The organism is Sedimenticola selenatireducens (assembly GCF_963675335.2).
Classification (GTDB): Bacteria; Pseudomonadota; Gammaproteobacteria; order Chromatiales; family Chromatiaceae; genus Sedimenticola; species Sedimenticola selenatireducens.
The window spans coordinates 1387165-1404374 of the sequence record NZ_CAXXYC010000003.1; the positions used below are offsets into that span (position 1 = coordinate 1387165).

At 58.2% G+C, this 17210-nt stretch carries 11 protein-coding genes; all 11 read right to left on the reverse strand.

What is annotated here, in order from left to right:
- Entirely contained in the window at positions 1-1842 is a 1842-nt protein-coding gene (recD, locus tag ACHZBF_RS10135) for an exodeoxyribonuclease V subunit alpha (protein ID WP_321528355.1), read from the reverse strand.
- Complete coding sequence (gene recB / locus ACHZBF_RS10140) at positions 1839-5450, reverse strand: exodeoxyribonuclease V subunit beta (protein ID WP_321528356.1); 3612 nt, start codon at positions 5448-5450, stop codon at positions 1839-1841. The genes recD and recB overlap by 4 nt, the downstream gene beginning before the upstream one ends.
- Before the next feature lies 1 nt (position 5451).
- The gene (gene recC / locus ACHZBF_RS10145) at positions 5452-8664 is read right to left on the reverse strand and encodes an exodeoxyribonuclease V subunit gamma (protein WP_321528357.1); all 3213 of its coding nucleotides are present in this window, start codon (positions 8662-8664) and stop codon (positions 5452-5454) included.
- Between the two features lie 94 nt (positions 8665-8758).
- Positions 8759-9481, reverse strand: a complete 723-nt coding sequence (gene pyrF / locus ACHZBF_RS10150) for an orotidine-5'-phosphate decarboxylase (protein ID WP_029134396.1) — start codon at positions 9479-9481, stop codon at positions 8759-8761.
- Between the two features lie 52 nt (positions 9482-9533).
- On the reverse strand, positions 9534-10697 hold the full coding sequence (gene lapB / locus ACHZBF_RS10155) for a lipopolysaccharide assembly protein LapB (protein WP_029134395.1): 1164 nt from the start codon (positions 10695-10697) through the stop codon (positions 9534-9536).
- An 80-nt stretch (positions 10698-10777) separates the two neighbouring features.
- Positions 10778-11065 (reverse strand): LapA family protein, encoded by a 288-nt coding sequence (locus tag ACHZBF_RS10160; RefSeq protein WP_029134394.1) that lies wholly within the window; start codon positions 11063-11065, stop codon positions 10778-10780.
- A 312-nt stretch (positions 11066-11377) separates the two neighbouring features.
- The gene (locus ACHZBF_RS10165) at positions 11378-12364 is read right to left on the reverse strand and encodes a flagellar hook-length control protein FliK (protein WP_321528358.1); all 987 of its coding nucleotides are present in this window, start codon (positions 12362-12364) and stop codon (positions 11378-11380) included.
- 219 nt (positions 12365-12583) lie between these two features.
- Positions 12584-13054 (reverse strand): hypothetical protein, encoded by a 471-nt coding sequence (locus ACHZBF_RS10170; protein WP_321528359.1) that lies wholly within the window; start codon positions 13052-13054, stop codon positions 12584-12586.
- Positions 13055-13091: 37 nt separating this feature from the next.
- Positions 13092-13895 carry a 4-hydroxy-tetrahydrodipicolinate reductase gene (dapB, locus tag ACHZBF_RS10175; RefSeq protein ID WP_029134391.1) on the reverse strand — a complete coding sequence of 268 codons (804 nt, stop codon included), beginning with the start codon at positions 13893-13895 and terminating at the stop codon, positions 13092-13094.
- A 57-nt stretch (positions 13896-13952) separates the two neighbouring features.
- The gene (gene dnaJ, locus ACHZBF_RS10180; protein ID WP_029134390.1) at positions 13953-15086 is read right to left on the reverse strand and encodes a molecular chaperone DnaJ; all 1134 of its coding nucleotides are present in this window, start codon (positions 15084-15086) and stop codon (positions 13953-13955) included.
- Positions 15087-15203: 117 nt separating this feature from the next.
- The gene (gene dnaK, locus ACHZBF_RS10185; RefSeq protein WP_029134389.1) at positions 15204-17141 is read right to left on the reverse strand and encodes a molecular chaperone DnaK; all 1938 of its coding nucleotides are present in this window, start codon (positions 17139-17141) and stop codon (positions 15204-15206) included.
- Between the last annotated feature and the right edge of the window lie 69 nt (positions 17142-17210).

Genomic DNA, 17210 nt, shown 5'->3' on the forward strand with positions numbered 1-17210 from the left:
TCACAGTCGCGCCGACGGTTTCCCTTCCCCACCCCACAATTTCTCCCGCAATCCTGAGGCTCTTCTTGTGCACCGCGCAATAGCCGGGGCGAGCATTCCGTGCCTGTCCGAGAGGATAAATTCGCGTCGACTCCGGGTGAGTCCGGTATAGATCAGTTCACGCGTGAGCAACGGGCTATCCCATTCCGGCAGAATCAGCAGAACCTGCTCGAACTCTGAGCCCTGACTTTTATGTACCGTCATGGCAAAGGCGGTTTCATGGGGAGGCAGTCGTGCGGGGCTCACCCGACGTACTCCACTTGGAGTCTGGAAACAGACATGCATCTCCCCAGAGTCATCCGCCAGCAGGATACCGACATCACCGTTATAGAGTTTGAGATTGTGGTCATTTCGGGCGATCAGTATCGGCCGCCCCGGGTACCACACCACACCACGGTCAACCAGACCTTCCATCTCGAGGCGATGCCGGATCTCCTGATTCAGTCTGACCACACCGGCAGGACCCTCCCGCAAGGCACAGAGAACCCGAAAGCCGTCGAAAGCGGCAAACACCTCTTCCACCCTGGCACCACGAGCTATTCGTTCCAAATAGAAGCGATAAGCGGATACGGCAAACGCCACCGGATCGTCCGGTTTCACCAACAACCGGACATCGTTCAGATCCTCTCGTTCCAGCAGTTGCCGCGCCGTTTCTCCCTCACCCCGGTTCACTGCCTCGGCAAGCTGCCCGATGCCGCTGTGTCCGCCAAAACGGTAGCTGTGACGCAGTTGCACCACGGAGTTGCCCAATAGATGATGCGCCGGCGTATCTTCAGGCAGAAGCTGATCCGTGAACCGTTCAAGCCGCTGTTGGAAATCAGCGGTGAAAGCGGGGTTATCCCCACAGATATCACCCAACACCGCGCCAGCTTCAACTGAGGCGAGCTGGTTTCGATCACCCAGCAGGATCAGGCGAGCCTCGGCCGGCAAGGCGGCTACCACCTTGGCCATCAGCGCCACATCCACCATCGACGCCTCATCAATGACCAGCAGATCCACCGGCAGGGGATTGGCGGCGTCATGTCTGAATTGAACGGAATCCTGCCGACTGCCCATCAGCCTATGCAGTGTCACTGCCTGCGTCGGTATATTTTTCATCAGTTCGGCGGCAACCGGCAGGTGCTCCAGCGCCCTCTGAATGGAGTCCTGCAGGCGGGCCGCGGCCTTTCCGGTCGGCGCCGCCAGGGCGATCACCAGCGGCCGGTCACCGGCCTGTTGCTGCAACAGCGTCAGAATCCGCACAACCGTGCTGGTTTTGCCGGTCCCCGGCCCCCCGGATATCACCGTAAGACGTTTCTGCACCGCCACAGCCGCGGCGATTTTCTGCCAGTCAGTCGCTAGTTCAGGTTGTGGGGGAAACAGTAGTGCCAGCCCCTGCCGCAGGCGTTGTGGATCCACCGCCGCGACATCTCTCAGACTGCGATCCAACAGCAGGTCGGCCAGTTGCTGTTCATACGCCCAATAACGCTGCAAATAGAGGCGCCCTGCCCCGTCCAGGATCAGCGGCCGAAAGTCGCCGGGGGCACCCACAACCGGAGATTCCCGCAGCAGGCGCATCCAGTCCGCACAGCCGGGCAGTCGAATCTCGCCTTGCACCCCATCGACCGTACGACCGCTCCACTCTGCAAGCCGCAGACAGACATCACCCGCTCCAGTACAGTGGCTGGTCAAGGCGGCTGCGAGCAGCAGCTCGAGACGTTGATCATCGGCCAGTCGGCCAATCAAGGCGGCAAAATGGAGATCCAGATCGTTCAACTGAACCTGCGTGTTCAATCCCCTGATGATATCCAGCGCCTGACTCATGCCTGAACCTCTATCCCGGCAAAGTAGCGATCCAGTGCCTCAATCAGCCGTTTCGCCGGGCGATCCCGAAAAACGCCGTACTCCGCCCCGGTTGCCGGGGACATGCCGCGCAGAAACAGATAGTAGACAGAGCCGAAGTGACGCTCATAGTCGTAGTCGGCAACCCGCTGCACGAGATAACGGTGCAGCGCCACACTATAGAGTAGGTACTGCAGGAAGTAGCCGTCCCGCGCGATCGCGGAGGCGAGATTGGCCTGGGCGTAATCTGCCGGCTGGTCACCCAGCCAGTTGGACTTGTAATCGAGCAAATGATAGCGCCCATCGTCGACAAATATAAGATCGATAAAGCCCTTCAGGTACCCCTTGATCTCGCTAAAGGAGAGCCGGTGAATCGCCTGTAGCAGGGAGTCCGACACCGCGAAACCCTGTTCGAGCAGCAGCTCGGCAAGCCGCTGTGCATGCAGCCGTGATACCGGGTAGTTAAACTCCATTTCCACCAGGCATTGCGCCTTGCCAAGCCGCCTGAGGCATCGCGTGCGGCCCGGCTCAAGTGGGGTATCCAGCACATTATTGACCATTTCACAGGCCACATCCCGCCATAGCGGATCAATCCCATAGTTGGTGAGCTGCTGCTGTACCAGCCTGCGCAACTGTTCAGGGCTGTGTCGATTGAAATCAAGCTGCTCGAAAATGGCATGCAGACAGCTGCCGGGGTTGGCGCCCTTGGGAAAGCTGAAGCGGGAGCGGATAGTCGAGGGTTCGACCGGGAGTTCAATCGGCGGAAGAATTTCGTCGTGATCCGGTTGGTCGAAATGATCACTACCGGCGGTCAGGGCTGAGAAACTCGTCACTGCAGCGCCACGACTCAGTAGCCGTGTGAAGGGTAGTGCGCATAAACCCGCTGCGTCGTGGTTTTTCTGGCTGGCCAAAATGGTCAAGGCGGCATCCTCCCCCGGGCCCGCCGGGTCAAGCTCACAGGTGGTAATGCGCACCTGACCGGGCTGCTGGTCGGCCCACTGTTGCAGGCGCGCCAACAGTCGGGATTGGTCCAGGGAGCGAAATTGTGCCACTAGTGCCTCGACCGGATCATTGTCCAAGGGTGATGGCGGGGGATGCAGTAGCCAGGCAAGAGGAGAGGCATCAGCACCGTTCACCTCGCCCCAGGTGATGTAGCAGCGCTGCTCGGCCCGTGTCAGCGCCACATACAAGAGTCGCAGACTCTCCGCCAGCATTTCGGCCTGGGTTGCTTGTCGGGCCTCCGGCCACTGTGGGGAACCAAGATCCAGTACTGCCCGGTCGTGTTGCCCGGAATCATGAAAACGGCATGCCTCACCCGGCCGAATCGTGCGCAGGCCGCCATCCCAGACAAAGGGACAGAATACCACCGGATACTGCAAGCCCTTGCTCTTGTGGATGGTGACGATCTGAACCAGGTTGTCATCACTCTCAAGCCGCAGCTGACGCTGTTCATCCTCGGGCAGCTCTCCCTGCCGCAACTGGCTCAGCCAGTTGATCAGCGCCTCCATGCCGGCCTCAGTATCACGCTCCTGCTGATGAATCAGCTCGCTGAGGTGCAGGGTATTGGTCATACGCCGTTCACCGTCCGGGAGTGCCAGTAACCGCTCGGTCACCCGCTGTTCCCGCATGAGATGGCTGAACATGCGCATAAACCCCTGCGCCAACCAGAGCTGATGGTAGTACTGAAACTGCTCCAGATAGCCGATCAGTTTCATTTCATCCATGGGCAGTGCGGCGATCTCATCCCCGGACACCCCCAGCAGATCACTACCCAGCGCGGCGTAGACCAGACCCTCCCGCTGCGGCTCCATCACCGCTCGCATCAACCATTCCAGCTCGGTCGCCTCATGGGTCTGGAATACATCCTGTTGGGCACGCTGGACGCTGTGAATCCCCCGCTTGGCCAGGGCATTGCGTATCAACTCACCCTGCCGGTGGGTTCGCACCAGCACGGCGATATCACCCCCGGCCAGGGGACGCTCACCAAGGCGGACAGTGCCGTCCCGCCCAGAACCGGTCAGACGGGCAATCTCCCGTGCGGTCCACTCGACAGCGATCTGCGAAGCCTGCTCCTTGCTCTGTTTACCAGGAATAAAACCGACCCTGAAACAGGCCGCATCACCAGCCGGGTCGATCAATCGCGCCGACTCGCGGTCGGCCGGCCGGGAGGGCTGAAACGGTATCTGCCGAAACAGGAATCCCCCCTGGGGCTGGTCAAACAGCTGATTGACGGCCTCGATCAGTGGTGGCACGGAGCGCCAGTTTACATCCAGGGTGTAACGTTTTCCGGCCTCAGCGCTGGCCCGCAGATAGGCAAAGATATCGGCGCCACGAAAACTGTAGATGGCCTGTTTCGGATCCCCGACCAGAAACAGCACCCCGGGCTGCTGTACAAACAGCCGTTGAAAAATCTCGTACTGGACCGGATCGGTGTCCTGAAACTCATCGATCAGGGCCGCGTCATAGGTGTGGCGTACCCTATCCACCAGCCCTGCGCCGCGCTCCCCGCGCAGGGCCGTCTGCAGATTCAGCAGCAGATCGTCATAGGACTGAAGGCGCAATTGCTGTTTACGCATCTGCAACTGCTCATTGACGTAGGAGATCAGTTCACCCAGCAGAGCCACACGGGCCTGTTCGTAGCACTGGTCCAGCGGATCAATTGCGCGCAACAACGATTCACAACGATCAAAAAAGGGATGATCCGGCGCAGTGCCGTTCTTTTTCAGCGATGCCCCCAACACGGAACTGGAGAACTTTTCCAGCTCGTCAAACCGGGGGCCGGGACTGGACTGCAGATAGAGATCCATCGCCAGCACCCATTTATCGATGGAGGCTGGGCGATACTTGTTTCTGTTCAGCCCATCGCACTGCTTGAGCTGGGTCACGATCCCGTCACGCTGGGCCAGCCAGAGCTGGCGTGTCTCGCCAAACCGTGCGGAAAAGTCCGCTTCCCGCTCGGCCAGATCGGCCAGATCGGCCAGATCGGCCGGCATGGCCTGTCCGCGGATCTCCAGGTAGGGTTTATTGATATGACCACGCAGACCGAGAGCGAGTTGGTCGGGACTCATACCCTGATCGAGCAGGTACCCGAGCAGACCGGGCGGGATGTCCTGTATCCGACTGCGCCAGAAATCATCCACCACTTCCTGCACCAGGAGCCGCTCATCCAGCAGCATCTCGGTCTGAAACGGCATGCCGCTCTCAAAGGCATTTTCCGACAACAGCCGCTGGCAGAAGCCATGGATGGTAAAGATGGCGGCCCGGTCGAAGCCGAGGATGGCCAGCGTCAGGCGCTGCAGCCGCAGCTCGGTGGTTTGTGCGTCAACCATCAGGGCGGCGCGGAATTCATCCTCCTCGCCACACTCAACGGCGCGCTTGAGTTCGACCATGCGGGTGCGGATACGCTCCCGTAACTCGGCCGTGGCCGCCTTGGTATAGGTGACGACCAGGATCTGTTCCACCGACAGGCCCTGTTCCAGTATCAGTCGGATATAGAGTCCAGTAATGGTGTAGGTCTTGCCCGTCCCGGCACTGGCTTCAATCAGGTTCATGCCATCGAGGGGGGTCTCAAACAGGGAGAGCCGTTGCATATCAGCTCACCTCCATGGCCGAGAGCAGCGGCGCGAAGACCCGCTCACTCAAGTTCTCAAAGGTCTCATCCAGCACTTCACCATCGGGGAAGGCGAGCCGATAGTACGGATTGTCATACTCGGCAAACCCCTGATAGCCGCCGAACCACTTCTGCCGCGCCCGCTGCAGGCAGAGCTCGCGCGGTTTGCCCTCCTGTAACGCTGTGGCATAACTGCGTGCGCTGCGGGCAAACAGCGGCAGCGGCCAACGCAGACCCTGCCAGTAGAGATCCAGCAGATCCCCTAAACGCTCTGCCGCATCGGCGACGGGGTGCAGGGTCACCAGCCCCTCACGGCTGAGCCAGCGGGTGACCGGCCTCACCGCATCTGCATCGGCGACGTTCAGCAGCAGATGCCTGATCCACAGGGCAAGCAGCTGGGGATCAGGGATTTTTTCCAACGAATAGTCGAGCAGACCGGCTTGGGAGACCCCCTCCAACCGCCCCATCAAGCGCAGGCTTCCGTGGGTAAAATCCACCGTCAGGGTCTGGGTCTCCGTCGCCGGATAGAGCGGCTGCAGACGATCGGCAAATAGTCGGGCGCTGTCGGCCAGACGTTCGAACAGCACCAGGCCACTGGTGCCGTGGGGCAGCGTGCCCCGGGCACGTTCCACCAGCAGCCGTTGCCCCGGGTCGCCCCCCTCCATCGACGCCTGCACCAGACGCCGAAAAAGTTCGCTGCGCTGAAAATAGTCCAGTTCGAAGGGATCACGGCTCTCCATCCCCGCCTGTTCGTAGGCGATGGTGATACCCAATCTTGCCGACAGCAGATAGCGGACCGGATTGGTATAGAAACGGATCAATTGAATCAGTTCGACCTGTCGCCAGTGATCCTCCGGTTCTGTCAGCGGCTGTTGGATAAACCTTACAGGTGGAGTGACCTGAGCCAACAGGGCCTTGGCCCCCTGGCAATTGACATCCGCATAGCTGAACAGCCCCGTATCCGGGGAGAAATAGCGCGGATTGAAGGCTTGCAGCGGATGGCGTACGGTCAACTGCACCGAGGGCAGTCCCCCCTGCTCCGTACGATAATGGTCATCTAGATAATCGATCACCTCACTCAACAGGACCGAGGGCGGCAGTGAACTGTTATCCCGTATATCCTGGCCGACATAACTGAAATAGAGCTGATCCCGGGCCGATATCAGCGTCTCCAGAAACAGGTAACGATCATCCGCCCGCCGCGATCTATCACCCGGGCGTCGCTGGCCGGCCAGCAGATTGAATCCCACCGGGCGTCGTTCCCTTGGGAAGCTGCCATCGTTCATTCCAATCATGCAGATCACCCGAAACGGCAGGGCACGCATCGGGGTTAGGGCGCAGAAGCTGACGCCACCGCCGAGAAACCGTCCACCGGAGGGTGACGCAAACTGATCCTGCAGTTGCCCTATCATCAGCTCCCGCGAGATCTTTCCGGCAAAACCTGCGAGTGCGGCCGTTTCGGCAATTCGGGCAATACTGCTGCGCAGCGACTGAACCAGTCGCGACTCCGCCTCATCCGGGTCAAAAAAACGATCTATCAGGTCATTCAATCGCGATGCCCAAACAGCCAGCGGAGCGGGCTCAGTGAGAACTCTCTCCAGTTCAAACAACGCCGTGACAAAGCTGTACAACCCCGCCAGGATCTGCGCATCTGCTCCTTCCACCTCGGCACAGGGAAGCAGTCCCTGAAACAGTTGTTCATCATTTCCGGGCAGTGCATACCCCAACAGCAGACGGTCCAGACCCTGTTGCCAACTGTTCTGCCCGGTCAGAGGCAGGCCCAGCGCCAGCCGTTCCGAACCATCCCGGCCCCAGCGAATCGCCGCGGCTTCCAGCCAATGGCGGATGCGGGGAAGATCCCCCGCCGACAGACCAAAACGGCGGTGCAGGAGCGGCTGTCCCAGCAGGGAAAAAATCTCATCCACCGGATAGCGTCCACCGGGCAGGGCCAGCAGCTGCAGGAACAGCGAAACGATCGGAGTCTCCGTGATCCGGCTGCGATCCGATAGTGTATAGGGGATATGGGTGCGGCCGGCCGACTCGCCGAAGACAGCCTCGATATAGGGGGCATAGCTGTCCATGTCCGGCGTCATCACCAGGATATCACTCGGCTGCAGGCTCTCATCCGCGGCAAAACGGGCGAGCAACTGGTCGTGCAGCACCTGCACCTCCCGCATCGGGCTGTGGCAAAGATGGAACTGCAGTGACCGGCCCCCCGGGTCCAGCCGAGCAACATCCTGCCGCTCCTCCATTTCACAGGCATGCAGGATGTCTCGCTGCAGTTGATGCAGCAGCCCATCCCCCGGCGGTTCGACAAACGCCTCCGTGGCGCCCGAGTCATGGCTCAGCAGGGATACCAGGAAATCACTCCCCTGTCCGCCCATGGACGCCAGCAGGGGATTGCCCACCTCCAGATAGAGCGCCTGATCCGCGGCATCGAGGGTACGCCGTCCCAGCTCCTCCTCGGAAACCAGATCCATCCAGTAGCCTTCTGCCGGATTCAGGATGAAGAGATGGATCTCGATCCAGCGTGCAGAAAGATTAAGAATCTCCAGATAACCGGGCGACAGGCTGTTCAGGGCAAACAGGCAAATTCGCTCAGGGAGCTGATCCGGATTGATCTGTCCCGCGTCAACCGCCCGCAGCAACCGCTGTTGCAGATCGACCCAGTGTTCCGCATCCCGGTCAGCCACCAGCTCACGCCACAGCACCGCCTGCCAATAGTCACCGGCTATCGCATCACGCCCCTGTTGCCAATGCTCGATCCAGTCAGGACGATAGACCAGATACTGGTCGAAACAGTTGGCAATCTCTCCGGCCAGCTGAAACCGCGTCACTTCATCATCACGCGCCAGGTAGCGGCGCAACGGCTCAAAACCGTGCTCGGGCATCGGTTGCACCAAGCGTTCGAACAGCCACCACTGCATCAGTTCGGGTTTAAAACTGTCGGCTTCCGGCACATCCTCCAGCAGTTGCCGAAGCAGTTGCCAGATGAAACCGGCAGGCAGCGGAAACGCCATATTGGCACAGATGGAGAGACGCCGGGCAAGCTGCAGGGAGAGCCAGCGCCCCATGCCGGGATGCTGGACCACAATGGTCTCGGATGCCAGCGTATCAACCAGTGGCCGGCGCAGGGTATCGGCCAGTTGATCGGCCAGCAGTTCCAGTTGATTGCTATGGTGAAGATGCAGCATAGGGGCGTTTATGATTGTCGATTGCCTGAAGCGGTGGTCGCCAGAATATTATCCCCCGACAGGCTCATCCCATGAGCCTGAATTGAAAAAAAGCCTATTGCACGCTGGTAAAGCCGGCAATTTCCCGCTGGATGCTATCGAGGCTCGCCTGGGGATCATCGGCGGCGGTGATCGGCCGTCCGATGACCAGCAGATCCGCGCCGTTGTTCAGCGCATCGAGCGGCGTCATCACCCGCTTCTGGTCATCCTGGGCCGCGCTGGCGGGACGCACTCCCGGAGTAACCAGGAGAAATTCCTGCCCCACCAGCGGCCGCACTTCAGCCGCCTCCAGGGGCGAACAGACGATACCGTCAAGACCGGAATCCGCCGTCAGTCTGGCCAGGCGAATCACGTTGTCCACCGGCGCCCCTGAATAACCGACTTCCGCAATATCCTTCTCACCCAGGCTGGTTAACACGGTAACAGCAATCAGCAGTGGTCGGTGGGTCAGCGGCTCCAGCCGCTCCCGCGCCGCCATCATCATCCTGCGTCCTCCGGATGCATGCACATTCACCATCCAGACACCCAGATCAGCCGCCGCCTCACAAGCTGCCGCCACGGTATTGGGGATATCATGGAATTTCAGATCAAGAAATACATCGAAGCCCTTTCCCACCAGTTTTTCGACGAAAGCCGGACCCAAACGGGTGAACATCTCCTTACCCACCTTGAGGCGACAGGAGGCAGGGTCCAATCCGGATACCAGGTCCAACGCCGGGGCGGCGGATGGGTAATCGAGTGCGACAATAATACGGGGATTCTTGGATACGACGGTCATGGATTCTGCCTTATGAGTTCTGGTATCTGTTCAGTGTGAAGAAAAACCGGGGTCAGATTTCATGGAGTTCATCACGCGGCTTAATGCTGCCCCAGGATTTGCAACTGGGGCACTGCCAGTGCATGGTCTTGGCGCTAAATCCGCAGCTGACACATTGATAGGCCGCACGGCTTTCCAGTATTTTATTCAGAATCTGTTGCAGTATCTGCAAGCTTTCCAACCCATCGCTTTTACCCGCCTTCAGCGAGAGGCCAACCATACGATCCAGACCTTCGAGATTGGGATGGGCATGCAGATAACTGCTTAAAAACCGGATAGCACCCTCTTCACCCTCATCTTCCTGAATGAAGTCGGTCAACGCCAGGACACTACTGACCGACTGGTGGAGTTCATAGAGTTTTCGCAGGTACCTGACCAGTTCTTTCCGGTTACCCAGTTCCCGGTAGCATTCGATAATCGCGGGAAGCACTTCCGAAAGATAGGCCGGATCCTGTTTTTCCACTTGTCGCAAAGTACGAATGGCGTTTTTCGGTGAGCCGTTCATAGCCTCGATTTTGCCCTGCAGAATGGTGGCCCTGACACAATCTTCATCTGACTGCTGCGCTTTCTTCAGCAGCTGGGACGTCTTGATCAGATCCTTGCGGAACTGCGCCTCTTCAGCCAGTTCACAGTAGTAGTGAGCACACTCTTTGCGGCGGGATTTTCCGGTACGCTGTCCTAACTGCTTGGCGACCTGCAGGCATTTATCCCAATCCCTTTCCTGTTGATAGATGGTCAGCAGATTTTCCAGCGCCTGGGCCTGGAACATGTTCATCTCACCCAGCTCATTGAACAGGCTCTCGGCCCGATCGAACAGGCCTGCCTTCATATAGTCCTGTCCCAGTTCCAGCAATGCCTGGGCACGTTGCTCGCGATTCAACATGGGCCTGGCAATCAGGTTCTGATGTATCCGGATGGCACGATCAACTTCGCCACGTCGCCTGAACAGGTTACCCAGTGCCAAATGCGTTTCAACCGTATCACTATCGACCTCGAGCATCTTTATAAAGACATCAATGGCCTTATCCGGTTGTTCGTTCAACAGGTAATTCAGACCACTGAAATAACCTGGCGAGCGATCGGCAACGGTCACCTCCTGGCGGGAGATGCTTCGCTTTGCCGCCCACCAGCCAGAGGCGGCGGCGACAGGTAACAGTAACCAGAAAAATTCCATCATAATGGCTTCAGCGGGTCACCGGCTGGGGGAAGGTAAAACAGAAGAAACTGAACGGCATCATCCCTTTCCGTAACATGCTTTCAGTTGTCCTTAATTGGAATCGAACGCAGATTGTTCACTTCCTGGCGGGCAATTCTTGCCTTGTGCCGGAGGCTCATATTTTCCCTGCGCAACCTCAGCGAGCTGCTCAACGTGGCAAGCACCCCCAGTATCGCACCCAGACCGACAGCCGCAACCAGTATCACCGACAGGGGCAGTTCTTTCACCCCGAAATAGTAGTTGAGTCGCACAGTCTCGGCATTCATGACTGCAAACGCAGCGCCGATCATCATGATCAGTAGAATGAAAATCAGCTTTAGAAATCGCACGGTCTAATCTCTCCCATGGTCGATCGGATTCCTGTAGCGGGTATCATAACCAAGATTCTGCTGGAACCGTACCTGGAAATTGCCACGCCAAGGACAACAAGGCATCTATCCCGGCTGTAATTCGGCTTTGGTCTGAAAACGATAAGGAGATGCCAGCGGAATATGGTATCTATATTCCCACTTGAGACGGCAGATTCAAATAATGTTTCAGCAACAGGGGGCACCGCCCTGGCAGGTGGCAATTGCGTGATGCTGAAAGAGCGCGGCCAAGGTTGCGGGCTGTCGCCCGCAACCTTGGCCAGGCATGATCATTCATGCGTAGTCATCGACAAGGCCACTGGATGTCACGACGCGGACCGGGCCGAGCTCCTCCGAACTGTCGGCATCACCTCCCCGTTGCCCGTTGGCGGTAAAATTACCCCCACCGCCGGCACCCGCCTGCTGGAACAGATCCATACCGTTCTTCTGCTCCCCGGCATCACGCTGCGCCACATCCACATTGACCAGCTGCATGTTGTTATCGGCAAACATTTCACGCAGACGCGGAATCGCCGATTCGAGAGCCTCTTTGACCGCCGCGTTGTTCGTCAGGAAACTGATGTTGGTCTGATCATTCTGGATTGAGACCTGGATATCGACAGGACCAAGGTGGCGCGGTGTGACATGCAGCGACGCCTGCTGCATCTGACTCCCTACCATCCACATAACCCGGTTACTGAGCACATTATCCCAACCCTTCTCTCCGACGGGAACCGAAATGGCCGGGGGTGTATATACCTCGGATCGTTGGGTCGATATCTGCTCGAGCCCCGAAACCACTGCGCTCAGCGGTGTCGCTGTGGCCACGCCATTACCATTTAATACCCCGGCCGGCAGATCCCCCGTAAACAAGCTCGGTTTAACACCAACAGTATCGTTAGTGATCTCGCCTTTTGTCAGCAGTAACGCCGTCTGGGCATCCGCTGGATTTGCTGGTCGACTCCCCTGTCCAGTCTCGACATTCACCGAATTCCCACCAGCACCCTGACGCAGCAGCGCGGCGCGCAGGTCTGCCGCGGTTAAAGCGACGCCCGGTGTCGATTGCACACCGAGCGTGGCGGCGATCTCCTCCCCAACACCCTCCGCTCCTGTCAGTTGAAGCATCCACTGCAGCAGAGAAGGATTGCTCAGTGCATTGGCGGGATCGGCAATATCTGCCGAAAACGGCAAACCATTGCCGTTTTCAAGCAGTGCCTCAAGCTGGCTCAACTGATCGGGGGGCAACATATCCTGAAGCTTGGCCATACCTTCGGGCGTCATTAGCTCCCCATTGATAATCCTTTTGAAATCAATGACATTTCCATCACTTGCCGTTGTACCCGATAGGCTTGAACGACCATTTCCTGCCGAAGAAGGCAGTAAAGAGGGAAGCATATTTGAACCTGGCATCGCGCTATTCACATATCACTCCTGGCTTGCGCTGTATGGAATGACCATGTAATCAGCAGTAACTGTGCCAACAGAGTAAGGATCAACGCCTTATTCAAGAAAGTCGCGTTTTTCTGCCCGTCTCCATTCACCGGACTGCACTTGCCACTCACCTTGTTCAGCAGCCAGTGTCAGATCCAGCCGTATCAGGTCAGCGCGCATGGAAAGCAGTTGAGATACACCGCTGAAGGGTTGCCCCGCCACGGCGACGAAGAGTGTCACCTCCGCCCGCTGTTCCCCGATCAGTTCGAGACGGCTCACCTGGGTCAGCAGATGGATCGATTGGTGGGCCACAAAATAACCGGCCAACAGGCGCATGATCGCCTGCTTGTTGCGGCCGGCACCGCCACTATAAGTGGCTGACAGGAGTGGTGACACCGCAGAAAGGGAGCGGGACTCAACTGCCTGCTCACCCGTATCGAGCAGTTTGCGTATCTGCTCTTCGGGGGTCTTTTCACCATTGCTGCATGCGGTGATGAGTAGGAGCAACAGGAGCAGCGTACCTAACCGGCCCAGCATCATCGCCAATCCTCCAGCCAGATTCCGCAGGGCAACCCGTTCAGCGCAGCCCCAATACATCCTGCATGTCGAACAGGCCGCTGTCCCGCTGCATCAGCCAGCCGGCCCCGCGCACGGCACCATTAGCGAAGGTCATACGACTGGATGCCTTGTGGGTAATCTCCACCCGCTCACCCATCGCGGCAAACAGTACGGTATGATCACCCACCACATCACCGGCACGGATGGTTTCAAAACCGATGGTTTTCCGGTCCCGCTCACCGGTTATGCCTTCACGGCCATAAACGGCGCACTCTTTAAGATCACGACCCAGTGCGTCGGCTACTACTTCGCCCATGCGCAAGGCGGTGCCGGAAGGGGCATCCACCTTGTGGCGATGATGCGCCTCGATCACCTCGATATCCACCTCATCACCCATTACTCGGGCAGCGATATCCAGCAGTTTAAAACAGAGATTGACACCAACACTCATGTTGGGTGCCAGAATAATGGGGATCTCCCCGGAAGCCGCCTGCAGTTCAGCCTTCTGTGCTTCGGAGAAACCGGTGGTCCCGATCACCATCCGCTTACCGTGAGCACGACAGACCGCCAGATGAGACAGGGTCACTTGAGGCGCAGTGAAGTCGATGACGACATCGAAGTCGTCGACAACCGCCTCCAGGGAATCCCGGATGGTCACATCGATCCGGCCGATACCGGCCAACTCACCCGCATCGGCCCCCAGCAGCGTACTACCGGGCCGCTCAGTGGCGGCACCCAGGGTAATGCCTTCGGCGTCAGACACCGCCTGTATCAGCGCCTTACCCATACGCCCGGCGGCCCCCACGACTGCTATTTTGATCATCGCTGCTGTTCCTGTTACTGGTTTTATTTGGTTCCGCGGACTGTCTAGCTGGGGCGTTTAAAAACCCATGCTCTCAAAAAACTTCTTCACGCCGTCCATCCATCCTGTGGAGTGCGGGCTGTGCTTGCCGCCGGCATCTTTCATGGTTTCATCCAGTTGACGCAACAGTTCCTTCTGGTGTTCGGTCAAGTTGACCGGTGTCTCCACCATTACCTTGCACAGCAGATCGCCAACGGGACCTCCACGTACCGGCTTGACTCCCTTTCCGCGCATCCGGAACATCTTGCCCGACTGGGTGCCCGCAGGAATCTTCAGCACGACCTTTCCATTCAACGTGGGCACTTCAAGCTCGCCCCCCAGGGCGGCACTGACAAAACTGATGGGAACCTCACAGAACAGATGGTTCTCTTCACGGGTAAAGATCTCATGCGGCTTGACCGAGATCTGCACGTAGAGATCACCCGCAGGACCGCCGCTCTCGCCCGCCTCGCCTTCGCCGGAAAGCCGGATCCGGTCCCCGGTATCAACCCCGGGCGGCACCTTCACTGAAAGCGTCTTGTGCTCCTGAATCCGACCGGCCCCGTGACAGGCCGGACAAGGGGACTCGATAACCGACCCCTTGCCGCGACAGGTCGGGCAGGTCTGCTGTACCGAGAAGAAGCCCTGCTGCATCCTGACCTGGCCATGGCCGGCACAGGTGCTGCAGGTCTTCGGCTTGGTGCCCTTCTTGGCGCCGCTGCCATTGCAGGGATTACACTTGACCATGGTGGGCACGCGAATCTTGACCGAGGTACCGGCCACGGCATCTTCCAGGGAGAGCTGCAGGTTGTAGCGGAGGTCGGCGCCACGATGCACCCGTGAACCGCCACCCCGACCGCCAAAGATATCGCCGAACACATCGCCAAAGATATCGCTGAAGTTTCCTCCGGCGCCATGCCCATAGCCCCCGCCCATGGAGTTATCCACACCGGCGTGTCCAAACTGATCGTAGGCGGCACGTTTCTGGGCGTCCGAAAGGACTTCGTAGGCCTCCTTGGCCTCTTTGAACCGCTTCTCCGAATCCGCACTCTGATCACCGGAGTTGCGATCCGGGTGGTGTTTCATGGCGAGTCGCCGATAGGCCTTTTTGATCTCGGCTTCACTGGCGTTCTTACTGACACCTAATACTTCGTAAAAGTCACGCTTCGACATATTCGATCTACTTTGTAAACCGCCAAAGCGCGAGGGTATGCAGGGACCTTCCAGCCCCTCCATACCAACGCGCCTCAGCTATGAAATATCAGACGGGTAACCCGTCACTCAACACCGCTACTTGTCCTCTTTGACCTCTTCGAACTCGGCATCGACCACATCGTCATCCTTGCCTGCGGACTTGGCATTCGCATCAGCAGCTCCCGCTGCGCCGGCTGCGGCCTCGTCACCGCCCTTCTGGGCATAGAGCCGCTCTGCCATTTTGGCTGAAGCCTCGGTCAGAGTCTTGGTCTTGGCCTCGATTGCATCCTTGTTATCGCCCTTGATAGCCTCTTCCAGGTCCTTGATAGCAGACTCGATGGACTCCTTTTCGCCAGCTTCGAGTTTCTCTTCACCCAGCTCTTCCATCGACTTGCGGATAGCGTGAATCATGTTATCCGCCTGGTTGCGCGCCTGGACCAGTTCATTGAACTTGCGATCCTCTTCGGCGTGCGCTTCGGCATCCTTGATCATCCGATCCACTTCGTCATCACTCAGACCGGAAGATGCCTTGATAATAATCGATTGCTCCTTGCCGGTCGCCTTGTCCTTGGCGGAGACATTGAGAATGCCGTTGGCGTCGATATCAAAGCTGACCTCGATCTGCGGCATGCCCCGAGGTGCCGGTGGGATATCGGTCAGATCGAAACGACCCAGCGACTTGTTGGCGCCCGCTTGCTCACGCTCACCCTGCAGCACGTGTACTGTTACCGCAGTCTGATTGTCATCGGCAGTCGAAAATACCTGGCTGGCATTGGTCGGGATAGTGGTGTTCTTCTCGATCAGTTTGGTCATCACACCGCCCATGGTCTCGATACCGAGCGACAGGGGAGTCACGTCCAGCAACAGCACATCCTTCACCTCTCCACCCAGGACACCGCCCTGAATGGCCGCACCGATGGCGACGGCCTCGTCCGGGTTGACATCACGCCGGGGGGTCTTGCCGAAGAACTCTTCAACCATGGCCTGGACCTTGGGCATACGGGTCTGTCCACCAACCAGGATCACCTCATCGATCTCGGAGGCGCTCAGGCCGGCATCATTCAGCGCCGTGCGGCAGGGGGCGATGGTACGGTTCACCAGATCATCCACCAGCGCTTCCAGCTTGGAGCGGGTCAGTTTGATGTTCAGGTGCTTCGGACCCGAGGCGTCTGCGGTGATGTAGGGCAGGTTGATATCGGTCTGCTGGCCATTGGAGAGCTCGATCTTGGCCTTTTCCGCGCCCTCTTTCAGACGCTGCAGGGCCAGCGGGTCATTGCGCAGGTCGAATCCCTGCTCCTTCTTAAAGGTCTCTACCAGATAATCGATAATGCGCAGGTCGAAGTCCTCACCACCCAGGAAGGTATCACCATTGGTGGAGAGCACCTCGAACTGATGTTCACCGTCGATTTCGGCAATTTCAATAATGGAGATATCGAAGGTACCGCCGCCCAGATCAAACACCGCCAGCTTCTGGTCGCCACGCTTCTTGTCCATGCCGTAGGCCAGTGCGGCTGCGGTCGGCTCATTGATGATACGCTTGACATCCAATCCGGCGATGCGGCCGGCATCCTTGGTCGCCTGACGTTGTGAATCGTTGAAGTAAGCAGGTACGGTAACAACCGCCTCGGTCACCTCTTCACCGAGATAATCCTCGGCGGTTTTCTTCATTTTCTGAAGAATCTTTGCCGAGATTTCCGGCGCTGCCATCTTCTTGCCGTTCGCCTCAACCCAGGCATCACCGTTATCGGCCTTTACAATCTTGTAAGGGACCATCTCGATATCACGCTGAACCACGTCGTCTTCAAAGCGACGGCCGATCAGACGCTTGATCGCAAACAGGGTGTTCTGGGGATTGGTCACCGCCTGACGTTTTGCAGACTGGCCGACCAACACCTCTCCTTCACTGTTGTAGGCTACGATGGAGGGGGTTGTGCGATCGCCTTCGCTGTTCTCGATAACACGGGCGCTGTCGCCATCCATCACTGCCACGCAGGAGTTGGTTGTGCCCAGATCGATTCCGATGATCTTTCCCATTGTTTGATCTCTCCGGTTAACTGTCTGTTGTTAGATATAAAAGTACTTGTTTAAGGTTGTTATTCCAGA